The sequence below is a fragment of the Bradyrhizobium sp. HKCCYLRH3073 genome (genome assembly GCF_051167995.1).
Lineage (GTDB): Bacteria > Pseudomonadota > Alphaproteobacteria > Rhizobiales > Xanthobacteraceae > Bradyrhizobium.
Genome location: NZ_JBNPUD010000001.1, coordinates 489,860 through 514,918, shown reverse-complemented (window position 1 = coordinate 514,918; position 25,059 = coordinate 489,860). Strand labels below are relative to the sequence as shown.

Below are 25,059 nucleotides of genomic sequence, written 5' to 3'. Positions count from 1 at the left end.
CCTCGCCTCAGATCGACAGATGCGCGTCGCGGATGTCGGGCCGCGCGTCGAGCTCGGTCATGGTGCCGGAGAAGCAGATGCGGCCGCGCTCGATGATGTAGGCGCGGTCCGAGATCAGCTTGGCGAAATGCAGGTTCTGCTCGGAGACGACCAGCGAGACGCCTTCCTTCTTCATGGTCAGGATCGCATCGACCATCTGCTCGACGATCTTCGGCGACAGGCCTTCCGAGGGCTCGTCGAGCAGCACCAGCGACGGATTGCCCATCAGTGTACGGGCGATGGTGAGCATCTGCTGTTCGCCGCCGCTCATGCGGCCGCCCGGGCGGTTCTTCATCTCGCCGAGATTGGGAAACAACTGATAGAGTTTCTCACGTGTCCATTGCGGCGCATTCGGCCGCGGCTTCTGCCGCCCGACCTCCAGGTTTTCCTCCACCGTCAGCTCGGTGAAGATGCGGCGCTCCTCCGGAACGTAGCCGAGGCCGGCGCGGACGATCTCATGGGTGGGCGCCGACGAGATGTCCTGCCCCTCGAACATGATCTGGCCCTCGCGCAGCTCGACCAGGCCGACGATCGACCGGAAGGTCGTCGACTTGCCGGCGCCGTTGCGCCCGAGCAGCGCCACCACCTCGCCCTCGCCGACCTCGAGGCCGATGTCGAACAGGATATGCGCCGGACCATAGTGGCTGTTGAGATTGGCGACGGACAGCTTCATGCCGGCGCTCCCTCGCGATGATCGGCATCATAGAGCAGGCCTTCGCCGAGATAGATCGCCTGCACCTCCCGGTTGGCGCGCACCTCGGCTGGCGATCCCTCGGCAATGAGGCTGCCGCGATTGAGCACGAGAATGCGGTCCGCATGCTCGAACACCACGTCCATGTCGTGCTCCGTGAAAAGGACGCCGATCGACTGCTCGCGCGCGATTCCAGCCGTCAGCCGCATCAGCTCGACACGCTCGCGCGGCGCCATGCCGGCGGTCGGCTCGTCCATCAGCAGGAGCTTCGGTTGGTTGGCCAGCGCGATCGCGAGCTCCAGCCGCTTGAGGTCGCCATAGGCGAGCTCGCCGCACGGACGCTCGGCATAGCCGGCCATGCCGACGAGATCGAGCAGGCGATCGGCCTCGCCGCGCTCGATTGAAATCATCGGGCTCCAGAAATCGAACAGACGGTGATGATGCGAGACCAGGGCGACCTGGATGTTCTCGCGCACGGTCATGGTCGGATAGGTCGCGGTGATCTGGAAGGTGCGGCCGACCCCGAGCCGCCAGACCTCGCGCGGCCTGTGCCCCGTGGTCTCCTGCCCCATCACCGTGATGCGGCCGCTGTCCGGCACGTTCTGGCCGTTGAGCATGTCGAAGCAGGTGCTTTTCCCCGCGCCGTTCGGGCCGATCAGCGCCAGGATCTCGCCGGCCCGCAGCGTGAACGACACGTTGCGGACGGCGTGAATACCGCCATAGGATTTCGACAGGCCTTCGACCGAGAGCAGCGACACGCCTGGGCTCATTGCGCGCCCTCCATCTTGGCCGACAGCGAAGCGCCCTTGGGGGCCGGTGCGCGACGCCGATGCATGACGGTTTCGACCACACCCACGATACCTTTCGGGAACACCACCACGATCAGCACGATGAAGATGCCGAGCACGAGCTTCGACCAGTCGGTCTGGCTGACCAGCCAGATGTTGAGCGCCTTGTAGACGATGGCGCCGAAGATCGCGCCGGGCACCGTCTCCACGCCGCCCAGCAGCACCATGACCAGCGCATCGACCGAGAGCGAGATGCCCATGTTGTCCGGAAACACGCTGCCCTTGAGATAGGCGAACAGGGCGCCGCCGATGCCGGCCGTGGTGCCGGCGATGATGAAGGCCGTCCACTGGATGCGCTTGCCGTTGATGCCGATGGACTCGCTGCGCAACGGCGAGTCCCGCATGCCGCGCAGGGCATAGCCGAACGGCGAGAAGGTGATCAGGCGCAGCACGCCGACAACGAAGGCGGAGACGCCAAGCGCGAGCCAGTAGAAATGCGACGGCGACGCCGCCCATTTCTCCGGCCAGAGCCCGAGAATGCCGTTATCACCACCGGTGACCGCGACCCATTGGAACGCGATCGACCACACGATTTGCGCAAAGGCCAAGGTGAGCATCGCGAAATACACGCCGGAAAGCTGGACGGCGAAGGCGCCGAACACGGCCGCACCGAGCGCGCCGAGCAGCGGCCCCAGCAAGAGGCAGGCGATCATCGGCAGTCCCGCCATCTTGGCAAGGAAGGCAACGCCGTAAGCGCCCAAACCGAAATAGGCAGCGTGGCCGAAGGAGGCGAGGCCGCCGACCGCCATCAGGAAATGCAGGGACGCCGCGAAGATCACGAAGATCGCGATCTCGGCGCCGACGGTCAGCGCGTAGTTGCCGGCGATGAAGGGCAGCATCGCCGCCAGCGCCAGCGCGACGAGAGAGGCCAGCCGCTCGACCGAGCTCAGCGGGCGCCACGGAATGACGGTCAGGCCCGGCGTGCGGCGCGCCGGCGCCTCCTTCTTGCCGAACAGGCCCCAGGGCCGCACGACCAGCACGACGGCCATCACCAGGAACACGAGGATCAGCGAGATCGTGGGGAAGATGAGAATGCCGAAAGCATTGAGCTCCGACACCAGCACGGCGGCAACGAACGCGCCGAGGATGCTGCCGAGGCCGCCGATCACGACGACCACGAACACCTCGACGATGATGCGCAGGTCCATCGCGTGATGGACCGCGTCGCGCGGGATCTGCAGCGCGCCGCCGAGCGCGGCGAGGAAGACGCCGACCGCGAACACCGAGGTGAACAGCCATTTCTGATTGACGCCGAGCGCCGCGACCATGTCGCGGTCCTGCGTCGCCGCCCGCACCAGAATGCCCCAGCGGGTGCGCTGGAACAGCAGCCACAGCACCCCGAGCACGATCGGACCGAGCGCGATCAGGAACAGGTCGTAGCTCGGGATGTTCTGACCGAAGAAGTCGACCGCCCCCTTGAGGCCAGGTGCACGGCGGCCGACCAGATCGTCCGGTCCCCAGATCAGCACCACGAGATCTTCGACCATCAGGGTCAGGCCGAAGGTCGCGAGCAGCTGGAACAGCTCCGGCGCGTGATAGATCCGGCGCAGCAGCACGATCTCGACGAGGACGCCGATGGCCGCGACCGCGAGCGCCGCCACGACGATGCCGCCCCAGAAGCCGAGCGAGCCAGACAGCCGCTCCGTGAGCGAGAACGCCACATAGGCGCCGAGCATGTAGAACGCGCCATGGGCGAAATTGACGATGCGGGTCACGCCGAAGATGATCGACAGTCCCGACGCCACCAGGAACAGCGAGGCTGCGCTGGCAAGGCCGGTCAGGAACTGGACGAAATAGAAGGCCATGGGCGGTCCGCGTCAGGAGATCGTCTGTATCGAATGAGCCGCGTTCGAGCTCGTGTGCCCTGTCAATGAGCCGGCGAGCAAGCGTGGGGTGAGGGATCTCGGCCTGAACCTGTAGATCAGGCGTCGCGCGCCCTCACCCCGCCCGCTCTCCTCCGCGGGAGGAGGAGGCAGGAAGACCTCACTCAGTCCTTCGGACGGAGCTTGGAAACTTCGGCATCATCAGGCAGATAGTCCGAGCCCTTGCGATAGACGGTGTCGACCATGATGCCCTTGCCGTCCTTCAGCGCGGTCTTGCCAACATAAGCGCCGAGCGTCGACTGGTGGTCGATCTTGCGGAAGGTGATCTCGCCGAAGGGCGACGGAACGGACAGTCCCTCGGCCGCGGCGATCAGCTTGTCGGTATCGGTCGAGCCGGCCTTGGCGAGGATGGCGGCCGCCGACTTGATGGTCTGGTAGCCGACGATCGAGCCGAGCCGCGGATAGTCGTTGTACTTGGCCTGGTAGGCCTTCAGGAACGCGTCGTGCTCGGGCGTCTTGATCGAATACCAGGGATAGCCGGTGACGATCCAGCCCTCGGGCGTCTCCTCCTTGAGCGGATCGAGATATTCCGGCTCGCCCGTCAGGAAGCTGACGACCTTGCGGTCCTTGAACAGGCCGCGGGTGTTGCCTTCGCGGACCAGCTTGACGAGATCGGCGCCGAAGGTGACGTTGAGGATCGCCTCCGGGTTGGCGGCGGCGACGGCCTGCACCACCGGACCGGCGTCGATCTTGCCCTGCGGCGGCCACTGCTCGTCGACCCACTGGATGTCCGGGCGCTTCTCGGAGAGCAGCTTCTTGAACACGGCGACGGCCGACTGGCCGTATTCGTAGTTCGGCGCGATCGTGGCCCAGCGCTTGGCGGGAAGCTTCGCGGCCTCCTCCACCAGCATTGCCGCCTGCATGTAGTTCGACGGACGAAGGCGGAAGGTGTATTTGTTGCCCTTGGCCCAGGTGATGGCGTCGGTCAGCGGCTCGGCCGCCAGGAAGAACACCTTCTTTTGGTTGGCGAAGTCGCTGACGGCCAGACCGATGTTCGACAGGAACGTGCCGGCGAGCATCGCCACGTTCTCGCTCGACACCAGCTCATTGGCAGCGGTCTGCGCGTCGGCCGGCTTGCCGCTGTCGTCCTTGGAGACGACGACGAGCTTCTTGCCGTTGATGCCGCCGGCCGCATTGACCTCCTCGACCGCGAGCTGCCAGCCCTTGCGGTAGGGCTCGGTAAACGCCGGCAACAGCGAGTAGCTGTTGATCTCGCCGATCTTGATGACGTCCTCGGCACGCGCCGTGCCCGTCAATCCGGCAACGGCAAGGCCCAGGCCTGCCGCAAGCATCGTTCTCCGTCGCATCCCTTCAGCCTCCAATTTTGATTTGAATTATCTTAGACCGTCGTCGCCCTTGATCTCGGCGACCGTGAGCCCGCCGACCCTTGGCAAGGGACGCCCGCTGTCGGTGACCGCGAGCGCGACCATGATCTCGTTGGCGCGTGGCGCGTCGTCGATCTGCACCTCCATGCCGTCGAAATGGCTGCGCACGAACGCGGCGTCCTTGTGCCCGAGCGGGATGTCGAGCGTGCAACCGACGCCGCCGCGCTTTTTCGATGACGGGATCAGCGCCGCGCCCTTGCCGAGCACCTTGCGCACCGGCGCGCCCATTTTCGGATGCAGGATCGCGGCGGCATGCTCCAGCTCGCCGTCGCTGCCGACGGCCGCGGCCTTGCCGTAGCTGTGCGCCGCCGGCCCCTCGATGCCGAGCGCGGCCACGGCGCGCTTGGCGAGCATCTCGCCGAGCTCCTCGCCGATCGCGATCAGCGGCGTGAGGTCCTCGACATAGCGGCCGGCAAACGGATTCTCGATCACCGCCACTGCCGCCGCGCGCCGCGTCGGCGGCGACACGGTCCGGCCCATCTCCTGATGGACTTCCTCGACCACGGTCACGATCTTTCTGATGACGGCGCTCATCGTCGACCCTTCGTGTTCCTGCACATCATGCATCAAACCTCACGCCGCCGCCGCCCGCAACTGCGGCCGACGAACGATCTCGATCGCGCGCGGACCGACAACGCGAATGTTGCCGCGGAGCTGCAGTACGGCGCCTTCGATCAGGCCGGCCGAGAGCAGCGACTGCGCACGATGCTCGCCCACGGCCAGCGCTTGGGCAATCTCGGCATCACCGAGATCTCCGACCTCGCATGTGACGAGGCGGTCACCGAGATCGCTGTCCGGCTGCAGCTCGCAGGCGGGTCGGCGAAGCACGGCCGGATGACCCGGAAGGTCAACGGCGTTGCCGATCACCGTCGCCGCCGCATCGGCCTGCGCCGCGCTGCGCGCGAGCACCGTCACCGCGTCGGCAATGCCCAGCGAGAAGCTGCGGCCGTGGCGGCCCGATGTGGCGACGCCGCCGATCGCATCGGCAGCACGAAGCGTCATCCTGCGCATCACGCCTGCGCCGTCGGGACGGTCCATCAGCCCGACGCTGAACGTGGCGGCATCCCGCAGATGGAGTGCGATGTCACCGCCATTGTTGACATAGGCCCGCGTCAGCTTCGCCGCGCCGCGCATGGCGCCGAGAATCTCCTCGGCGACGCTGCCCGCGACCGCGGCCATCGGCGTGATGAACATCTCGCGCGCGAACGGCGACACGGCCGCATGCATCCGCCGCGCAACGACGCCTTTCAATGGGCAGCGATCGTGATCGGCTCCCTTGCGCAGATCGGACAGTTCCGCACACAGCTCGTCCAAGAGACCCGTGAAACGCTCGGCCGCCGCACGATAGGCCGCGCGAACATCGCCATCGGCGGCGTCGGCGCCGATGATCAGATCGATCGGGCCGTCCTGCAGATGCAGCCGCCGCTCGGGCAACAAGGCGATCTGTGGCCGCCGGGTCATGCGCCCGGCCTCGGCCACGGCAGCTGACGAATGTCCTTGCTGACATCCTTGAGCGACGTGAGCGGCTGGACGTAGTCCATGTGCCCACCGAGCGCCGCGTAGTCCGATAGCCTCAACGTGAACTCGATCGGTGCGACGATCGCCGGCGTCGGCACATAGCCGAAGGCGCCGGCCGGCATCTGGGTCACGTCGACCATGTAGGTGATGCCGCCGCCCGGCCAGACATAGACCGGCGCACCGCCGCTCGTGACCCGCGTCAGCGTATCCTTGACCGACCGCGTCAGCCGCACCGGATTGTCGGTGACGCCCGCGCGCAGCGAGCCGCCGGCACCGGCCATGAACAGCACGGTGCACAGTGCCGGCTCGCAGTTCTCCTGGATGCGCTCGACCGAGAACTGCAGCTCCGGCGGCATCTCACGCTGCACCGGCTTGAGCGACTCGTCGAGCACGTAGTAGGCGGCATGTTCGCCCGTCGTGGACACCATCAGCAGCGTCGTGCCAGGCTTCGCGGTCTTCGCATCGAACGGCCCGAGAATCGACAGCGGATCGGAGATGTCGGTGCCGCCCCAGCCGGTTCCGGGCTGCGCCACCTGGAAGTAGCGGCCCGGCGTGGAGCGCCGTCCCTTCATCTTGATGCCGGTCGCGGCAATGTCGAGCAGCTTGCCGGCCTGGTGCTCCGACAGCACGCCGGTGATGTGATCATCGACCACGACGACCTCGTCGACCTTGCCCTGCCATTGCTTGGCGAACATGCCGATCGTGGCCGAGCCGCAGCCGACGCGCATGCGCTCTTCCTTGACGCCGTTGACAACAGGCGGCTGCCCCGCCTGCACGATCACGCTGGAGCCGCCGTCGACGACGAGCTCGACGGCCTTGCGGTTGCTGAGGTCCATCAGCGCGTCGCAGGTGACGCGCCCCTCCTTCTTGGAGCCGCCGGTGAGATGATGCACGCCGCCGAGCGAGAGCATCTGCGAGCCGTATTCGCTGGTCGTGACGTGACCGACCGCTTCGCCGTCGACCCGCACCGTCGCCGCTTCCGGGCCGAGATAGCGATCGGTGTCGATCTTCACCTTGACGCCGCAATAGCTGAAGATGCCCTCGGTCACGACCGTGACCATGTCGACGCCCTCGACCTGCGAGGACACGATGAACGGCGCGGGCTTGTAGTCGGGATAGGTGGTGCCGGCGCCGATCGCGGTAACGAACAGCTCCGGCTGATGCACGATCTTGCCGTCCCAGTCGCCGCTCGCCTGGAACGGCACCAGCTTGCCGCCATGCGACACCGTGCGCTCCAGCAGGATATGCGGATCGACGCGCACCAGCACACCGTCCTGATTGGCATAGCGGTCGCAGGCGCCAGCCGCGCCCGGCTTGATGTAGCACATCACCGGACAGGCATCGCAGCGGATCTTGTCCCCTGCACCTTCGCTCGCCGTCTCAGTCACCATGCAGAGAAGCCCATCTTGAAGCGGAGTTGACGGCAACCGTCCGCACGCCGCGGCAATTCGTTCGTATACGAATGATGTCGCGCCCCTCCGCCGACTGTCAAGCGCCACCGCGAACGAAAAGCACGATTGCCGGATAAACGATCAGTTTGCCCTGCACAATGACGACAAATCGTGCACACGCTGCAGCGCAAAACGTGGCACTTGCATGTTAGTACACAAACGATACGCTCGGAGCGATCACCATCGCATCCTCGTTAACGATAGCACAGCGGACGGCAGAAGGGCATGACGCCAGCAACGATTCGGCTGACCGTGAACGGACGGGCGCATGACGTTGCGGCCGCGCCGCACACGCCCCTGCTTCATGTGCTGCGCAACGACCTCGCTCTGAACGGTCCGAAATACGGCTGCGGCCTCGGTGAATGCGGCGCCTGCACCGTGCTGATCGACGGCCGTGCCGCCCGCTCCTGCGTCATTCCGGTGGAAGGCTGCATCGGCCGCGACGTCACCACGCTTGAAGGGCTGGGCTCGCGCGAGGCGCCCGATCCGGTGCAGCAGGCCTTCATCGCCGAGCAGGCCGCGCAATGCGGCTACTGCCTCAACGGCATGATCATGACGACCAAGGCGCTGCTGGCGATCAAGCCCGATCCGTCACGCGACGAGATCAAGCAGGCGCTGCGCTACAATCTCTGCCGCTGCGGTGCCCATGTCGAGATCCTCCGCGCGGCGATGCGCGCGGCCGGCCACACGCTCGAGGCGCTGGACTGATGAACGATCGCCTCACCAAGGACGCCGACACGCCTCGCGGCTGGCTGGTTGTCGAACGTCCCATCGCCGGCAACGATGGCCGGTTCGAAACCTTCATCCGGATCACGGCCGCAGGCGAGGTCTCCGCCTTCAACGGCCACGTCGATCTCGGCACCGGCATCCGAACCGCGCTGGGACAGATCGTCGCGGAAGAGCTGGATGTCTCCTTCGCCCGTGTCGTGGTCGTGCTCGGGGACACCGCGGTCGTGCCGAATCAGGGCGCAACCATCGCCAGCGAGACAATTCAGATCACCGCCGTGCCCCTGCGCAAGGCTGCGGCGCAGGCCCGCGCCTTCCTCCTGGCGCGGGCGGCAGCGCAACTCGACCTCGACGTTGTGGATTTGAGGGTCGAGGACGGACTGGTCCGCGGTCCCGACAACCGCGTCCTCAGCTATGGCGAGCTGATCGGCGATGAGACGTTCCGCCTCGCCCTCGCCGACGATATCGTCGTCAAATCAGTGAACGACTATCAGGTCGTCGGCCGGTCGGTGCCGCGCGTCGATCTGCCGGCAAAGGCGGCCGGTGAACTCACTTATGTCCATGACGTTCGCGTCCCCGGCATGCTGCATGGCCGCGTCGTGCGTCCACCCTATGCCGGTGTCGATGCCGGCCCCTTCATCGGCACCAGCCTTCTTGGCGTCGACAGGGAGTCGGTGCGCGACGTACCGGGCCTGGTTGACGTCGTCGTCATCGGCGACTTCATCGGCGTCGTCGCCGAGCGCGAGGAGAACGCGATCCTCGCCGCCGAGCGGCTCCAGGCGAATTGGAAGCCGGTGCCGAGCTTGCGCGACCTCGACGATGTCGAGAACGCGCTGCGCGCCAATCCGTCCGAGCCGCGTCGGCTGCTCGACAAGGGCGATGTCGATGCCGCCATCGCCGGCGCCGCCAAGCCGATGCGGCGGACCTATCTCTGGCCCTACCAGATGCACGGCTCGATCGGGCCGTCCTGCGCGGTGGCCGACTATCGCGACGGGCAGACCCGCATTTATTCCGGCACGCAGAATCCGCACATCCTGCGCGGCGATCTCGCCAAGCTGATCGACTGTCCCGAGGATCACATCGAGCTGATCCGGCTGGAGGCCGCCGGCTGCTATGGCCGCAACTGCGCCGACGATGTCACCGCCGATGCGCTGCTGCTATCGCGCGCGGTCGGCCGTCCGGTGCGGGTGCAATTGTCGCGCGAGCAGGAGCATCTGTGGGAGCCCAAGGGCACCGCACAGCTGATGGACGTCAATGGCGGCCTCAATGCTGATGGCTCGGTTGCGGCCTATGAGTTCGCCACGCGCTATCCCTCGAACGGCGCGCCGACGCTGGCGCTGCTGCTGACCGGCCGCATCGCGCCGGAGCCTGCGGTGTTCGAGATGGGCGATCGCACCGCGATCCCGCCTTACGACTACGACCACATGCGCGTCACTGCGCATGACATGCCGCCGATCGTGCGTGCGTCCTGGATCCGCGGCGTCTCGGCGCTGCCCAACACCTTCGCGCATGAGTCCTATATCGACGAGCTCGCGGCGGAGGCTGGCGTCGACCCGATCGAATACCGGCTGCGCTATCTGAAGGACGAGCGCGCGCGTGATCTCGTGAACGCCGTGGCCGAACGCGCCGGCTGGACGCCGCGCCCCGTGAGGGAAGAGAAGACGCCCGAGAACGGCGTCGTCCATGGCCGCGGCTTCGCCTATGCGCTCTACGTCCACAGCAAGTTTCCCGGCTACGGCGCGGCTTGGTCGGCGTGGATCGCCGATGTCGCGGTGAATACGACGACCGGCGACGTCAGCGTCACGCGGGTCATCGCAGGCCAGGACTCCGGCCTGATGATCAATCCGGACGGCGTACGCCACCAGATCGAAGGCAACGTCATCCAATCCACCAGCCGGGCGCTGATGGAGGAGATTCCGTTTTCGCGCGGCAAGGTCGCGGCACGGGAATGGGGTGCGTATCCGATCATCACCTTCCCCGATTTGCCTGAGATCGACGTGCTGATGCTGCCGAGACCGGATCAGCCGCCGCTCGGCGTCGGCGAGTCCGCGTCCGTGCCGAGCGCCGCTGCGATCGCCAATGCGATCTACGACGCCACCGGCGTCCGCTTCCGCGAGCCGCCATTCACGCCGGAGCGCATTCTGAAAGGGCTGCGCGGCGAACAGGTCGAGACGCCGGCGCCGCAGTCGCTGCCCGCCCCCGAAAGACCGGCGACGACATGGCTCAAGCCCTTTGCCAGGCGGGGCGGCGTGATCGCCAGCGCCGTCGCGGCCTGCGCCGCGGCGATCGGCGTCGCCACCGCCGTGTTGCCCTGGCGCGCCATCGCGCCGATCACGCGCCCCGATCCCTCGGTCTATTCCGCCGCGACGATCGCACGCGGCGAGGCACTCGCGGCGCTCGGCAATTGCGCGGTTTGTCACACCGCGGATGGCGGCCTGATCAATGCCGGCGGCCGTGCGCTGGAGACGCCGTTCGGCACGCTGTTCAGCACCAACATCACGCCCGACGTCGAGACCGGCATCGGCGCCTGGTCCTATCCCGCCTTCGAGCGCGCCATGCGCGAGGGCGTGCATCGCGACGGCCGGCAGCTCTATCCGGCGTTTCCCTACACCCATTTCGCGCGAACCGATGAGGCCGACCTGCAGGCGCTCTACGCCTACCTGATGGCACAGGTGCCGGTGAGACAGCAGGCGCCCGACAACGCGCTGCGCTTCCCGTTCAACCTGCGGCCGCTGATCGCCGGATGGAACGCGCTGTTTCATGACACCCAGCCGTTCAGGCCTGATCCAACCCAATCGGAACAGTGGAATCGCGGCTTCTATCTCGTCGAAAGCCTCGGCCATTGCAGCGCCTGTCATTCGCCGCGCAATGCGCTCGGTGCCGAGCAGCGCAACGCATATCTGGCTGGCGGCTTCGCGGAGGGCTGGGAAGCCCCCGCGCTGACCGCGCTCTCGACTGCCCCGATCCCGTGGACCGAGGACGAGTTCTACACCTATCTCCGCTCCGGTCAGTCGCGCCTCCATGGCGTGGCCGCCGGTCCGATGGCGCCGATCGTGAAGGATCTCGCGACGCTGCCCGACGCAGACATTCGGGCCATGGCGGTCTATCTCGCCTCCTTCCAGACGCCCTCGCCCGAGGCAGCGAAGCTGGAGGCGACGGCAGCGGAGTTGGAGGCGCGCACCAGGGTGACCTCGGCGGCATCTCCGGCCGCCCGGCTCTATCTCGGCGCCTGCGCGGTCTGTCACGAGATCGGCGGCCTGCCGCTGTTCGGCAGCCGGCCCTCGCTGGCGCTGAACAGCAACCTGCACAGCGCCACACCCGACAACCTGATCCAGGTGATCCTGCACGGGATCATGAAGCCGGCCTCGTCCGATCTCGGCTACATGCCGGCGTTCAAGGACCATCTCAGCGACGTCCAGCTTGCCGAACTCGTCTCCTATCTCCGTCAGCAATTCGCCCCGGACAAGCCGGCCTGGACGGACGTGGACGCCGTCATCGGTCGCATCAGGTCGGCCGCGGTGCAGTGAGGCCGAGCATGCTCCTTCCGCGCCCGGCGCCCCGCCCACCACCCTGACGCGCATTCGGGCACCTGCTTGCCAGTAATTTCGCCTTGCGGCAGTCGCCCTGCCGCTTCTAGAATTCGGGACTACGTTCCAAAAAATGGAACAAACGGTATCATCATGAGCGCCCTGACCAACGCCATCGACATCCTGCGCTGCTTCTCGACCGCGCGGCCCGACCTCTCCTTTGCCGACGTCCAGGTCCTGACCGGCAAGCCGAAGAGCTCGACCTCACGCCTGCTCCGCTCGCTGCGCGATTGCGGCCTGCTCGAGCAGGATCCGCACAGCCGCCGCTACCGGCCGGGCCTGCTCACCTTCGAGCTCGGGCGGCTGCACCGAGCCCATGACGACCTGATCGCCACCGCCGAGCGCGAGCTGCGTGATGTCTGCGCGCGCACCGGACACACCGGCTACATCGCCGTGCTCGACGGCTATCAGCAGGTGGTGCTGCGCATCGTGCCCGGCTCCAATCCGCTGCGCGTCGTCAACCCGCCGGGACAACGCACGCCGGCCATCATCACGTCGAACGGCCGTGCCATGCTGGCGCGTCTGTCGGACCAGGACATCCGGGCGCGCGTGCCGCTCGACTATCCGAAGGTCCCGGCCAACTCGCCGCAGAACTTCACCGAGCTGATGGCGCGGCTGAACGAGATCCGCCGGACCGGCATCTCGGACGCCGCCGACGAGGCCATCGAGGGCGTCGGCTCGCAGGGCTTTGCGCTGGCGAGCGGCGAGAGCGGTGAGCTGATCGGCATCGCCGTCTCCTACTCGGTCCAGGCCACCACCGAGATCGAGCGCGCCAACGTCCGCCGCGAGCTCGGCGGCATGGCCGCGAAGCTGCGGCGCATGACCGGCGATCCGCTTGGCCAGACCATCGAGCAATTGGCCGGACTGGCCTCCTGATGACGAGCAGCAGCGCGCCGCGCGTCAACAGCCTGGCGCTGTTGATCCTGCCGAGCGCGCTGCTTTTTGCGCTGTTCTTCTTCCTGCCGATCGGATTGATGGCGGTGATGAGCGTCCTGACCGGCAACCCCGTGGTCATGCCGAACGTCGCCCTCACCGCCAGGCACTATGCCCGCATGGGCGATGACGGCTACTATCTCGAGGTGATCTGGACCACGATCCGGATCGGCCTCTGGACGACCCTGGCCGCGCTCATGATCGGCTATCCGCTCGCGCATTGGATGGCGCGGATCAAGAGCCGCACCGGCCACGCGCTGCTGCTGATGGCCGTGCTGGCGCCGATGCTGACCGGCATCGTGGTGCGTACCTTCGCCTGGATGACGCTGCTGTCCGACAAGGGTGTCATCAACCAGATCCTGACCTCGCTCGGGCTGGTCACCAGGCCGTTGCAGCTGATGTACAATGAGACCGGCATCATCATCGGCCTCGTCCACATCTATGTGCCGTTCATGGTGCTGACGCTGACCGGCGTGATCGGCCGCATCGACGAACGGCTGGAGCAGGCGGCGGAGAATCTCGGCGCAAGCCCGTGGCGCGCTTTTCTCGAAGTCACCCTGCCGCTCAGCCTGCCCGGCATCCTCGCCGGGTCGCTGCTCGTGTTCGCGCTCGCGATCAGCGCCTATGTGACCCCGATCCTGCTCGGCGGCTTCCAGGTCATGACCCTGCCGATCCTGATCTACCAGCAGATCTCCGCCAACTTCAACGTCGGCTTCGCGGCTGCGCTCGGCATGGTACTGCTCGTCATTTCGCTCTCGCTCGTCATCGCGTATAATCACGTGCTCGGCCTCGTCTCGGGCCAGCGCGAGCTGCAATGAGGGCGCAGATGACGAGCCTTGCTCCAGGATCGCAGCCGCCGCTTGCTGCGCCGATCGATCTGGGGGCGGCACCTGCCCGTCGCAGCACGACGCCGCTCCGGTGGGGCCGCAGGCTCTATCTCGCCGCCAACAGCGCCATCCTCGCCTTCCTCCTGGCGCCGATCGCGATCGTGATCGTGTTCGCGCTGAATCCGACGCCCTTCATCCAGTTTCCACCGGTCGGCGTCTCCTTGCGCTGGTTCGAGAAATTCTTCGCCTCGCGCGACTTCATGCACGCGCTGCTCTTGAGCATCGAGGTCGCAGCGATGACCACGGTCGCGGCCACCGTGCTCGGCGCGTCGGCCGCGCTGGCGATCGCGCGCGGCAACCTTCCGGGCTCTCGCCTGATCGTGGCGACCATGCTGTCGCCGCTGATGCTGCCTGCGATCCTGACCGGTCTTGCACTGTTCCAGTCCTATGTGCTGCTCGATGTCGGGCGCCCGTTGTGGGGCCTTGTCGCCGGCCATACGCTGGTGACGATTCCCTACGTCGTGCGCACCACCCTCGCCGTGTTGCATAATTTCGATGTCAGGCTGGAGGAAGCCGCGCAGAATCTCGGCGCCAGCCCCACCCGGACCTTCTTCGAGATCACGCTGCCGCTGGTGAAGCCCGGCGTTCTGGCAGGCGCGATCTTTGCCTTCATCGTCTCGTTCGACCAGTTCCCGGTGTCGCTGTTCCTGGTCGCGCCGGGCAGCGAGACCTTGCCGATCACGCTGTTCAACTATCTGAAGTTCGATCTCGACGGCACCATCGGCGCGGCCTCGGTGGTCTCGATCCTGCTCGCCTTCATCGTCGTCATCGCGCTCGACCGCACCGTTGGCCTGCGCTCCTACGTCAAACTCTAAGGGAGATTCCGGACATGACCGACTCATCGCGTCGCTTCCCCATGAGCCGCCGGCGCCTGCTGACTTCGGCTGCTGCGCTTGGTGCAGGCGTCGTCGCGGCGCCTTACGTCGCGCGCGCCGAGGAGCCCGTGCTGAACATCACCGGCTGGGGCGGCAAATGGGGCGACGTCATGAAGGCCGAGATCGGCCCCGCCTTCGAAAGCGAGTTCAAGTGCAAGCTCAGGACCGACACTGCGCTGCCGTTCCTGCCGAAGCTGCAGGCGAGCTCGCGCTCCGCGCCGATCTACGACGTGCTGCACACCAACTCCAACGAGCAGTGGGCAGCGGTCGAGATGGGCCTCGTCGAGCCGAAGGTCGACCCCAAGCTGGCGCCGAACATGGCCGACGTCTACCCCTACGCGGTCAGCGACAAGATCGTCGGTGTCTGCATCTTCACCAGCGCCATTGGCTTGGGCATGCGCACCGACAAGGGCTACGCCAACGTCACGTCCTGGAAGGAGCTGTGGGACGCGAAGTACAACGGCGTGCGCGGCGGCTATGTGATCCCTGTCAACAGCCTGGGACAGGCTTTCCTGATGATGTGCGGCACTCTCTACGGAAAGGGGCAGACCGATCTCGACGCGGCCTATGCGGCGCTCGAGAAGCTGAAGCCGATCAAGCTCGTCGACTTCACCGGCGCGATGGAGAAGCTGTTCCTGTCCGGCGAGGTCGGCCTCGGCGTGATCCACGACTCCGGCATCTACCGCTATGACGGACAAAACCAGCCGATCGACTTCGTCACCCCGAGCGAGGGCGTGCTGTCGCTGGAGCAGGTGCTGAGCATCACACCCGGCAGCAAGATGAAGGAGCTCGCCAACGCCTATGTGAACTACATGCTGCGCCCCGAGGTCCAAAAGCGCCTCGCCGAGACCGTCTGGTACTCGCCGGCCAACAAGAAGGTGAAGCTCGACGCCAAGTACGACGCCAAGCTGCTGACCACTCCGGAAAAGGTCAGCAAGCTGATCCAGGTCGACTGGAAGTGGTACAACGCGCAGAAGGACGTGATCGACAGCCGGGTCAACCGGATCTTCCGCGCATGAGCGCAAGCATCGAGATCGCCAGCGTCAGCAAGGTCTATGACGGCGGCGTACGCGCCGTCGACGCGGTCGCCATGGACATCCGTCCGGGCGAGTTCTTCTCGCTGCTCGGCCCGTCCGGCTGCGGCAAGACCACCACGCTGCGCATGATCGCGGGCTTCGACAGCCCCAGCACCGGCGAGATCCGCGTCGACGGCGCCGACATCACCCATGTCCCCGCGCACAGGCGCGACATGGCGATGGTGTTCCAGAACTATGCGCTGTTTCCGCACCGGACGGTGGCGGAGAACGTCGCCTTCGGCCTGCGCATGCGCAAGACCGACAAGGCCACGATCGCGTCCAAGGTCACGGCCGCGCTGGCGATGGTCGAGCTGTCCGGCATGGAGGACCGCAGGCCGGCACAATTGTCGGGCGGCCAGCAGCAGCGCGTCGCGCTCGCCCGCGCCATCGTCATCTCGCCGCGCGTGCTGCTCTGTGACGAGCCGCTCGGCGCGCTCGACAAGAAGCTGCGCCAGCAGATGCAGTTCGAGCTCAAGCAACTGCAGAAGACTCTCGGCCTCACCCTCGTCTTCGTCACCCACGACCAGGAGGAGGCGCTGGCGATGTCCGACCGCATCGCGGTGATGAACGCCGGCCGCGTCGAGCAGATCGGCACACCGGTCGAGATTTACGACCAGCCGCGAACCCGCTTCGTCGCCGACTTCATCGGCGACACCAATATCTTCCGCGGCCAGCGCGTGACGCTGGACCACGGGACCGGAATCGCGGTCGGCAACGGCCTGGTGCTGGCCCTGCCGGATGTGTCCGCAACGGCCGGTGGCGAGGTTCTGTCGGTCGCCTTGCGGCCGGAGAAGATCATGGTGTCGCCAGCCGGCCCGGTCGATGCCGAGAGCAAGGGCACGTCCGCACGCGGTACGGTCGAGAGCACGAACTTCCTTGGCGGTGCCGTCCTCTACCGCATCGTCCTGGACGGTGGCGAGCGGGTGCTGGCTCAGCAGCCGAATTCAGGAGCCGGTCCACTCCACGCACCCGGCCAAGCCGTCGCGCTCGGCTGGCGGCCGACCGATCTCGTCATTCTCGAGGATTGATATTGTGAACGTCATACTCCCGTCCCCTTCCCTCGATGTGGCGGATCGCCCTTCGCAACGGCGCATGGGCGTCGTCGTCATCGGCCAGAGCCCGCGCCCCGCGATGGAAGCCGAGATCGCAGCCGTGCTGTCTCACGGCACGACCATCGAATTGCGCGGCGCGCTCGACGGCATGAGCCGCGGCGAGATCGATCGCATCCCGCCGGTCGACGGCGCCGATGCGCTGTTCACCTTGCTGCCCAACGGTGACAACGTGCGCATCAGCAAGAAGGCGGTCGAGGGCCGGGCCAATGCACAGCTCGCGAAATTTCGGCACGACGGCATCGACGTCGCGATGCTGGCCTGTACGGGCAAGTTTCCCAACCTCGCGCCAGAAGGGCTCGTGATCCTGCCCTCGGCAGTGCTGCACAAGATGGTGGAAGCCGTGCTGCCGAGGGGCCGGCTCGGCGTGTTCTCGCCGCTGGCCGAGCAGACCGCGCTGATCGCCGGCAAATGGCAGCGTGATCACGTCGAGGTGGTGGGCGTCACGCTGCAACCGGGCTCCGATGACGCGGCCGTCGACGCCGCGGCGCGCGCGATGGCGGCCAAGCAGCCCGACCTCGTCGTGCTCGACTGCATGAGCTACACCAGCGCCAACAAGGCCCGCGTCCGCCGCCATTATTCCGGGCCCGTGATCCTGTCGATCGCCGCAGCCGCCCGCATTGTCGAGGAACTGTTGTCGTGAGCGGGGTGGAATTGAAGACGATCAGTCTCGACGACATCGAGGCGCTCGCGGTCGGCGCCTGGATCCTCGGCACCGGCGGCGGCGGCAGTCCCTATCTCGGCCTGCTCAACCTGCGTCGGCTCTATGCCGATGGACATCGCGTGCAGATGATGTCGCCGCTCGATCTTGCCGACGACGACTGGGTCGCCGTGGTCTCCAACATGGGCGCCCCCTTGGTCGGGCAGGAACGGCTCGCCGACAGCCGCAGCATTGCGCGTGCGGTGCGCATGCAGGAGGAGCTCAACGGCATCACATTTCGCGCCGTGATGTCGGTCGAGATCGGCGGCGGCAATGGCATGCAGGCGCTGATGGCGGCAGCACATCTGAACATCCCCGTAGTCGACGCCGACTGCATGGGCCGCGCCTTTCCCGAGGCGCAGATGACGTCGGTTGCGATCGGTGACCTCAAGCCGTATCCCTGCACGCTCTACGATCCGCGCGGCATCGAGGCCGTCGTGACCAAGGTGCCGAGCTGGAAGTGGATGGAGCGCGCCAGCCGCAAGATCTGCGTCGAGATGGGCTCGATCGCCTCGACCAGCAAGGCGCCGCGCACGGGCCGCGAGGTCAAGGACTGGGGCATCCATTTCACGACCACCAAGGCCATCACGATCGGCCGCGCGGTCGAGGCCGCCAACCGGAGCCACCAGGATCCGATCGCCGCGATCCTCGATTGCGAGGGTGGCCAGCGGCTGTTCAGCGGCAAGATCGTCGACGTCGAGCGCCGCACCACCGAAGGTTTCTTGCGCGGCTCTGCCGTCGTGGAGGGCAGCGACGATGACCGCGGCACGCGCCTGAAGCTGTCGTTCCAGAACGAGTGGATCGTGGCCTGGCGCGATGGCGAAGCCATCGCGATGTCGCCGGACCTGATCTGCGTGCTCGACAGCGTCAACGGCCACGGCATCGGCACGGAGACGGTGCGCTACGGCCAGCGCGTCACCGTGATCGCGCTGCCCGCGCCCGCCGTATTGACCAGCCCGCGCGGGCTCGAATTCGTCGGCCCCCGCGCCTTCGGTTATGACCTCGATTTCCGGTCGCTGTTTGCGCCCCCTGGAGCATAGTGAATGAAGCGGATTGGCATTGACGTCGGTGGCACCAACACCGACGCGGTCTTGATTGCCGACGACAAGGTCGTTCACTCCGTCAAGGCTGCGACCACCGCCGACGTGACCTCCGGCATCCTCGCGGCGCTGAAGGCGCTGCGAGAAAATCCCGCAGCGGCCGTACCGGTCGATGCGGTCGTGATCGGCACCACGCATTTCATCAATGCGGTGGTGCAGCGGCGGCACCTGCAGAAGATCGGCGCGATCCGCATCGGAATGCCGGCCTCCGCCTCGCTGCCGCCGTTCTGCGACTGGCCGGGTGACCTCGCCGCGCTGGTCAGCGGCAAGACCTTCATGCTCGAAGGCGGCCATGACTATGACGGCCGCCCCTTCATGCCGCTCGACACCAACGGCCTGAGGGCCGCCGCGCGCGCGATCAAGGCCAAGGGCCTGCGCGCGGTCGCGGTCGCCTCGTCGTTCTCACCGCTCGATCCGAGCTGTGAGAACATCGCGCGCGAGATCCTCGCCGAGATCTGCCCTGATGTGGCCGTCACGCTCTCGCACGACCTCGGCCGCATCGGACTGCTCGAGCGCGAGAACGCCGCTTTGCTCAACGCCGCGCTGCACGACCTCGCGGTCACGACGGTCGCCGCCTTCCGCAAGGCGATCGCGGAGTCCGGCATCGATGCGCCGCTGTTCCTGACGCAGAACGACGGCACCGTGATGCAGGCGGAGATCGCGACCGCCTTCCCGGTCATGAGCTTCGCCTCCGGCGCCACCAACTCCATGCGGGGCGCCGCGTATCTGTCCGGCCTCGACGACGCCATGGTCGTCGACGTCGGCGGCACCACCAGCGACATCGGCCAGCTCCGCCACGGCTTTCCGCGCGAGGCCAACGCCGTCGTCGAGGTCGGCGGCGTCCGCACGCTGTTTCGCATGCCCGATCTGCTCTCGATCGGGCTCGGCGGCGGCAGCCACATCACGCAGGATCCGGTCCGTGTCGGCCCGCTCAGCGTCGGATACCGGCTGACATCCGACGCGCTGGTGTTCGGCGGCGACCAGCTCACCGCGACCGACATCGCGGTCGCAGCGGGGCTGATCGACATCGGCGACAGATCGCGCGTCGCGCATCTGCCGAAAAGCCTGATCGACGCCGCGCTCGCCGACGCCCACCGCAAGCTCGAAGGCGACATCGACCGCATGAAGACCGAGGCGGGCGACGTGCCGCTGCTCGCGGTCGGCGGCGGCGCCTTCCTGGTGCCGGAGCGCCTCGCCGGCATCTCCACCATCGTCCGCGTCGACCATGGCGACTGCGCCAATGCGGTCGGCGCCGCCATCGCCCAGGTCTCCGGCGAGGCCGACCAGGTCTTCCGCGACATGACCCGCGACGAGGCCATCGCGGCGGCGCGGGCCATCGCCGAGGCGCGCGCGGTGCAGGCCGGCGCCGACCGCGACACGCTCAAGACGGTCGATGTCGAGGACATGCCGATCGCCTACCTGCCCGGCAACGCGCTGCGCGTCCGCGTCCGCGTCGCCGGCGCCATCGCCGAGCCGACCATCGGCGCGGCGGCGTAGTCCACGATCATCACGCCAGCTCGGCGATCCGCTCGACCCCGGCCTGCGCGCCCTGCGCCTTGGCCGCCGCCATCGAGCCGCCGAGGTCGATGCCCCGGCAGGCGTTGTCGACGACGATGGCCGCAAAGCCGAGCCGCCGCGCATCGACCGCCGAATAATGCACGCAGAAATCGGTGGCGAGACCGACCAGGAAAACCCGCTTCAGGCCGCGCTCGCGCAGGTATCCGGCGAGGCCCGTGGGCGTGGTCTTGTCGTTCTCGAAGAACGCCGAGTAGGAATCGATCGCGGCGCGAAAGCCCTTGCGGATGATGAGCTGCGCCTTGTCGGTCGCAAGATCGGCATGGAAGGCGGCGCCCGGCGTGCCCTGGATGCAGTGGTCCGGCCACAGGGTCTGCGGCCCGTAGGGCATCGTGACGCTTTCGAACGGCGCCTTGCCCGGGTGGCTCGAGGCGAACGAGCTGTGTCCCGCCGGGTGCCAGTCCTGGGTCAGGACGACGTGATCGAACATCCGGCTCAGCCGGTTGATCACCGGCACCACGGCATCGCCGTCGGCCACGGCGAGCGCACCGCCGGGACAAAAATCGTTCTGCACATCGATGATGAGCAGCAAATCCTCGTTGGCCCTGATCTGCATTCCTGCCTGCATCCGTTTCACGCGAGCTCCATCAAGGATGGCCCCAGGCCGCGGCGTTCTCAAGCCGGGCCGCCGAATAATCCGCGGCCAGCCAGTCCCTCCATTTTGGAATCCCTGCTCTGCAGGCCGGGCCTGGAAACGCCCGCCGATTCATGGATTCTCCCGGCGGGAGAGAATGGCCGATGCCGACTGCCGTCACACACCGCTCCGCGAGCCAGCGTCTCGAGCGCTGGGCGGTCGCCACCCTGCGCGAGGCCGGCGCGATCGTCGAATGCGAACGGCACGGCTGGATGCGCGAACGCGGCGACCCGGAAGCGCTGGCGCGGGCGCTTTGCGTCGCACGCGACGATCCACCACCCGGGCTGTGCAGTTCGGACGCGCGCGCGGCCATCGAGGACGTCCTGGCTGCGACCGGCGACACCTGTCCTGATTGTTCACGGCACGGAGAGCCGGAAGATCCGCCGCGATTCAAATAAGTGATTCCGCGGCTACCCCAAGATGCCCTAGCCTGAGGCCTCCACCGGGAGACGCCATCATGCCGAAGCATCCGGTCCCATGGCTGCTGCGCAAGCCGTGCCCGACCTGCGGTCGCGCGCTCGCGGTGCGCGAGGGCAAGGGCGAACGTCGCCAGCTTGTTTGTCCAACCTGCGACGGGCCCGATCCGCTGCACTCGCCCAAGGCGCTCGGCTGGGCGAGGGGATCGCTTCGGCCGCCGCAGCGGCCGAAGCAGCATTGACGTCACTTGCGCGTCAGCTTGCGCTCGACCTTGTTGCGGCTGTTGCCGACCTTCTTGACCGCCTTCTTCACCGCGGACGCCGAGCGGCCGCTCTTCTTGGCTTCGTAGCGGACTTCGTAGTCCTGTCCGCCCGCGACGCGGGCGCGATCCTGCTTGCGTCCGCGCCCGGATGTTGCGGTAGCTGACTTCGCGGTGGATGTCTTCTTCTTCACTGCCATGGTGCATCTCCTTGTCAGCGCGCAACGCACGACACAGCGAAGCGGTTCCGCCGATGAGGAAGACCCATCACGTCGATCAGCCGAGGTCGAACCTGACGCCCTGCGCCAGCGGCAGGCTGCGGCCGTAGTTCACGGTGTTGGTGGCCCGGCGCATATAGGCCTTCCATGAATCCGAGCCGGACTCGCGGCCGCCGCCGGTCTCCTTCTCACCGCCGAACGCGCCGCCGATCTCGGCGCCCGAGGGGCCAATATTGACGTTGGCGATGCCGCAATCGGAGCCGCGCGACGACACGAACAGTTCGGCCTCGCGCAGATCATTGGTGAAGATCGACGACGACAACCCCTGCGGCACCGCATTGTGCAGCTCGATCGCGGCATCGAGATCGCGATACGGCATCACGTAGAGAATCGGCGCAAACGTCTCGCGCTCGACCGGGCCGCACTGCGCGTCGATCTCGACCAGCGCCGGCCGCACGTAATAGGCCTCCGCGCAGCCGCCGACCGCGACGCGCTCGCCGCCGAACACACGGCCGCCGTGATCCCGCGCGGCGCTCAGCGCATCCTGCATGGCGTCATAGGCGCCGCGGTCGATCAGCGGTCCGATCAGGGTGCCCTGCTCCAGCGGATTGCCGATCGCCACCGAGGCATAGGCCTGCTTCAGCCGCGGCACGAGCTGGGCGTAGACGTCGGCATGCACGAACAGGCGGCGCAGGCTGGTGCAGCGCTGACCCGCGGTGCCCATCGCCGCGAACGCCACCGCGCGCAGGGTGAGATCGAGGTCGGCGGTGGGCGTGACGATCGCGGCATTGTTGCCGCCGAGCTCGAGGATGGCGCGGGCGAAGCGGCCGGCAAGGCAGGCGCCGACGACGCGTCCCATGGCGGTCGATCCGGTCGCCGACACCAGCGGCACCCTGGCATCGTCGACCAGCATCTCGCCCACCGCGCGGCCGCCGAGCAGCAGGCCTGCGAGCCCCTCCGGGGCCTCGCCGCCCTCGCGGCGATAACGCTGCAGCGCGCGCGCCAGCAGCGCGTCGGTCGCGAGCGCGGTCAGCGGCGTCTTCTCCGACGGCTTCCAGACGACGCTGTTGCCGCACACCAGCGCAACCGCCGCATTCCAGGCCCACACCGCCACCGGAAAGTTGAACGCCGAGATCACGCCGGTGACCCCCAGGGGATGCCAGGTCTCCATCATCCGGTGCTCGGCGCGCTCGGTGGCGATGGTCAGGCCATATAGCTGGCGCGACAGGCCGACGGCGAAGTCGCAGATGTCGATCATCTCCTGGACCTCGCCGAGCCCCTCGGAGACGATCTTGCCGGCCTCGATCGAGACCAGGCGGCCGAGCGCGGCCTTGTGGGCGCGCAGCTCCTCGCCGAACAGCCGCACCAGTTCGCCGCGCTTCGGCGCCGGCCTGAGTCGCCACTGCAGGAACGCGGCATGCGCGCGCGCAATCACCGCGGTCGCATCCGCCCTGCTGTCGTCATGCACATGGGCCAGCACCTCGCCGGTCACGGGCGAACGGGCGGCGCGCGTCCCGCCGCGCAGCCGCTCCGGCGCAACGCCGAGCGAGGTCAGGATCTCGGCCGTTTCCGCAACGAGTGTCAGGGGCGATGCTTGGCTGGGCGACATATGCAACTCCGGATTGTCCCTTGCGCCGGTGCACGCGAGACGTCATGAATGGTCCATCGTAAACGCCCCCGTGTAGATCAAATCCGGCTGCGGCGCGAGCACCCGCGCGCTGGGCAAACCGCCACTGGAGCCGATCGCCTATCCGCTCCCGCGAGTCGTTATCTCTCACGCTCGTTGCCCGCGTCGCGCCCTCCGGATGGGCCATGAGTCGCGCATCGGTGCGATCCCGCGACGCGGCGCGCCCGGGCTGATGGGATCGACGAACCCTCGCGAAACACGAGGGCGCAGGGAATGCCGGGAGCTGGCCGCCCCCATGGCCCGCCTGCGAACAAAAATGCAGGCGGCAGGAACCACAGGTTCAGCCGAGACATCCCGGCATTCCCCGCGCGATGGTCTTCACGCTTATATCGTGATCTCCCCGGTGTACGGCTGTTTAGCCACCGTCGCCCTCGGGATCATCGCCCGACGGCTTGGCGCCAGCGTCGCGGCGCCAGGACCACACGACTTCACGTCCGCAAGCTGCCGTTCGTCCGCGTGCAAGCACGCTGCGGCAGGCAAGCGGCCATCGCCTCCCCGCCTCACGTGTCGTGACGATCGCGATACGCCCCTCATGGCGAAGCAGGATAGATGCAGTAGAGCACATTTTCCGGAAAAGCGAAAGCATTTTTTTTGAGCGCCGCAGCGACCGAAGGTCGTGCGTGACACGTCTTGCGTTCGTGATCGTCGAGGAGAACTGTTGAAGCGGGTCTCGCAACAAAGATCATTGCGGCCCTTTCCGCCTCGATATACCAACGTCGCATGTGTCCTCGCGAGAGACGATCAGCATGACGATCGAGACCTGGTTCGCATTTGCCGGAACGTCCATCATCCTCCTGGTGATCCCGGGGCCGACGGTTCTGCTGGTGGTCTCCTATGCGCTGGGCCAGGGATGGCGAACCGCGCTGCCGACGGCCGTCGGCGTCGCGCTGGGCGACTTCACCGCCATGACCTTGTCCATGCTGGGCGTCGGCGCGCTGCTGGCGACCTCGGCGCTGCTGTTCACCGTGCTGAAATGGATCGGCGCGGCCTATCTCGTCTGGCTCGGGATCAAGCTGTGGCAGGCCGGCGGCGCGCTCAACGCCGTGCCGCGGACCGACCGAACCTCGGCGCTGAAGATGCTCGGTCACGCCTGGATCGTCACGGCGCTGAACCCGAAGAGCATCACCTTCTTCGTCGCGTTTCTGCCGCAGTTTCTCAGTCCGAACGGCAGCTTCCTCACGCAGATGGTCGTGTTCGAATCGACCTTCGTCGTGCTCGCCTTCGCCAACGCCGTCGGCTATGCGCTGATCGCCTCGCGCGCCCGCGCGCTCGTACGGAGCGAGAAGGTGATCAGCATCTTCAACAAGGCGGGCGGCACCCTTCTGATCGGTGCGGGCGTCGCCGCCGCGGCGGCGCGGACGGCGCAGAACTGAACGGGCCGCGAGCTTTCGGCGGAATGTCGCCGGCCACATCGGCTGACAACGCCCGCGAGGCATCGTCCGGGTTTCAGCAGCGCACAGG

Annotated in this window: 23 protein-coding genes; 13 read left to right on the top strand and 10 right to left on the bottom strand. The window is 67.1% G+C overall.

Features of this window, described 5'->3' with window-relative positions; genetic code table 11:
* Positions 1–7 precede the first annotated feature (7 nt).
* From ACQR1X_RS02360 to ACQR1X_RS02330, 7 genes are all read right to left on the bottom strand, one after another.
* Positions 8–712, bottom strand: a complete 705-nt coding sequence (locus tag ACQR1X_RS02360; protein WP_315802286.1) for an ABC transporter ATP-binding protein — start codon at positions 710–712, stop codon at positions 8–10.
* On the bottom strand, positions 709–1,500 hold the full coding sequence (locus ACQR1X_RS02355) for an ABC transporter ATP-binding protein (RefSeq protein WP_316217231.1): 792 nt from the start codon (positions 1,498–1,500) through the stop codon (positions 709–711). The genes ACQR1X_RS02360 and ACQR1X_RS02355 overlap by 4 nt, the downstream gene beginning before the upstream one ends.
* Positions 1,497–3,383, bottom strand: a complete 1,887-nt coding sequence (locus tag ACQR1X_RS02350; RefSeq protein ID WP_434895876.1) for an ABC transporter permease — start codon at positions 3,381–3,383, stop codon at positions 1,497–1,499. Before ACQR1X_RS02350 ends, ACQR1X_RS02355 begins: the two co-directional genes overlap by 4 nt.
* A gap of 182 nt (positions 3,384–3,565) precedes the next feature.
* On the bottom strand, positions 3,566–4,768 hold the full coding sequence (locus tag ACQR1X_RS02345) for an ABC transporter substrate-binding protein (RefSeq protein ID WP_316238301.1): 1,203 nt from the start codon (positions 4,766–4,768) through the stop codon (positions 3,566–3,568).
* A gap of 27 nt (positions 4,769–4,795) precedes the next feature.
* On the bottom strand, positions 4,796–5,380 hold the full coding sequence (locus ACQR1X_RS02340; protein WP_434898254.1) for an amino acid synthesis family protein: 585 nt from the start codon (positions 5,378–5,380) through the stop codon (positions 4,796–4,798).
* 39 nt (positions 5,381–5,419) lie between these two features.
* Positions 5,420–6,307 (bottom strand): UPF0280 family protein, encoded by an 888-nt coding sequence (locus ACQR1X_RS02335; RefSeq protein ID WP_434898253.1) that lies wholly within the window; start codon positions 6,305–6,307, stop codon positions 5,420–5,422.
* Positions 6,304–7,755 carry a 6-hydroxynicotinate reductase gene (locus ACQR1X_RS02330; RefSeq protein WP_316178321.1) on the bottom strand — a complete coding sequence of 484 codons (1,452 nt, stop codon included), beginning with the start codon at positions 7,753–7,755 and terminating at the stop codon, positions 6,304–6,306. Before ACQR1X_RS02330 ends, ACQR1X_RS02335 begins: the two co-directional genes overlap by 4 nt.
* Positions 7,756–8,040: 285 nt before the next feature.
* Between ACQR1X_RS02330 and ACQR1X_RS02325 the strand changes: the two genes are divergently transcribed.
* From ACQR1X_RS02325 to ACQR1X_RS02280, 10 genes are all read left to right on the top strand, one after another.
* Positions 8,041–8,523, top strand: a complete 483-nt coding sequence (locus tag ACQR1X_RS02325; RefSeq protein ID WP_434898252.1) for a (2Fe-2S)-binding protein — start codon at positions 8,041–8,043, stop codon at positions 8,521–8,523.
* On the top strand, positions 8,523–12,068 hold the full coding sequence (locus tag ACQR1X_RS02320) for a molybdopterin cofactor-binding domain-containing protein (RefSeq protein WP_434898251.1): 3,546 nt from the start codon (positions 8,523–8,525) through the stop codon (positions 12,066–12,068). Before ACQR1X_RS02325 ends, ACQR1X_RS02320 begins: the two co-directional genes overlap by 1 nt.
* Positions 12,069–12,221: 153 nt before the next feature.
* On the top strand, positions 12,222–13,004 hold the full coding sequence (locus tag ACQR1X_RS02315) for an IclR family transcriptional regulator (protein ID WP_434864072.1): 783 nt from the start codon (positions 12,222–12,224) through the stop codon (positions 13,002–13,004).
* A complete protein-coding gene (locus tag ACQR1X_RS02310) occupies positions 13,004–13,879 on the top strand; it encodes an ABC transporter permease (RefSeq protein ID WP_316178315.1) in 876 nt (291 codons plus the stop codon). The genes ACQR1X_RS02315 and ACQR1X_RS02310 overlap by 1 nt, the downstream gene beginning before the upstream one ends.
* Before the next feature lie 8 nt (positions 13,880–13,887).
* Positions 13,888–14,763, top strand: coding sequence for an ABC transporter permease (locus ACQR1X_RS02305; RefSeq protein ID WP_434898250.1), 876 nt, complete (start codon positions 13,888–13,890; stop codon positions 14,761–14,763).
* Positions 14,764–14,777: 14 nt separating this feature from the next.
* On the top strand, positions 14,778–15,842 hold the full coding sequence (locus ACQR1X_RS02300; protein ID WP_434893063.1) for an extracellular solute-binding protein: 1,065 nt from the start codon (positions 14,778–14,780) through the stop codon (positions 15,840–15,842).
* Positions 15,839–16,927 carry an ABC transporter ATP-binding protein gene (locus ACQR1X_RS02295; RefSeq protein ID WP_316178309.1) on the top strand — a complete coding sequence of 363 codons (1,089 nt, stop codon included), beginning with the start codon at positions 15,839–15,841 and terminating at the stop codon, positions 16,925–16,927. The genes ACQR1X_RS02300 and ACQR1X_RS02295 overlap by 4 nt, the downstream gene beginning before the upstream one ends.
* 64 nt (positions 16,928–16,991) lie before the next feature.
* Positions 16,992–17,651, top strand: a complete 660-nt coding sequence (locus ACQR1X_RS02290; RefSeq protein WP_434840390.1) for an AroM family protein — start codon at positions 16,992–16,994, stop codon at positions 17,649–17,651.
* The gene (locus ACQR1X_RS02285) at positions 17,648–18,748 is read left to right on the top strand and encodes a DUF917 domain-containing protein (RefSeq protein WP_316217239.1); all 1,101 of its coding nucleotides are present in this window, start codon (positions 17,648–17,650) and stop codon (positions 18,746–18,748) included. The genes ACQR1X_RS02290 and ACQR1X_RS02285 overlap by 4 nt, the downstream gene beginning before the upstream one ends.
* A gap of 3 nt (positions 18,749–18,751) precedes the next feature.
* On the top strand, positions 18,752–20,305 hold the full coding sequence (locus ACQR1X_RS02280; protein ID WP_434898249.1) for a hydantoinase/oxoprolinase N-terminal domain-containing protein: 1,554 nt from the start codon (positions 18,752–18,754) through the stop codon (positions 20,303–20,305).
* 10 nt (positions 20,306–20,315) lie between these two features.
* Here the strand turns inward: ACQR1X_RS02280 and pncA are convergent, their stop codons facing one another.
* Positions 20,316–20,951: a bifunctional nicotinamidase/pyrazinamidase gene (gene pncA / locus ACQR1X_RS02275; RefSeq protein WP_434898378.1), complete on the bottom strand. Its 636-nt coding sequence runs from the start codon at positions 20,949–20,951 to the stop codon at positions 20,316–20,318.
* 170 nt (positions 20,952–21,121) lie between these two features.
* Between pncA and ACQR1X_RS02270 the strand changes: the two genes are divergently transcribed.
* Together ACQR1X_RS02270 and ACQR1X_RS02265 are read left to right on the top strand one after the other, a co-directional pair.
* Positions 21,122–21,415, top strand: coding sequence for a hypothetical protein (locus ACQR1X_RS02270; RefSeq protein ID WP_434898248.1), 294 nt, complete (start codon positions 21,122–21,124; stop codon positions 21,413–21,415).
* Positions 21,416–21,474: 59 nt separating this feature from the next.
* Positions 21,475–21,675, top strand: coding sequence for a hypothetical protein (locus ACQR1X_RS02265; protein ID WP_315802268.1), 201 nt, complete (start codon positions 21,475–21,477; stop codon positions 21,673–21,675).
* A gap of 2 nt (positions 21,676–21,677) precedes the next feature.
* Here the strand turns inward: ACQR1X_RS02265 and ACQR1X_RS02260 are convergent, their stop codons facing one another.
* Positions 21,678–21,893, bottom strand: a complete 216-nt coding sequence (locus ACQR1X_RS02260) for a DUF3606 domain-containing protein (RefSeq protein ID WP_315802267.1) — start codon at positions 21,891–21,893, stop codon at positions 21,678–21,680.
* Between the two features lie 76 nt (positions 21,894–21,969).
* Positions 21,970–23,520 (bottom strand): L-piperidine-6-carboxylate dehydrogenase, encoded by a 1,551-nt coding sequence (gene amaB / locus ACQR1X_RS02255; RefSeq protein WP_434882148.1) that lies wholly within the window; start codon positions 23,518–23,520, stop codon positions 21,970–21,972.
* 824 nt (positions 23,521–24,344) lie between these two features.
* Between amaB and ACQR1X_RS02250 the strand changes: the two genes are divergently transcribed.
* Positions 24,345–24,971 carry a LysE family translocator gene (locus ACQR1X_RS02250; RefSeq protein WP_316217246.1) on the top strand — a complete coding sequence of 209 codons (627 nt, stop codon included), beginning with the start codon at positions 24,345–24,347 and terminating at the stop codon, positions 24,969–24,971.
* Positions 24,972–25,059: the final 88 nt, after the last annotated feature.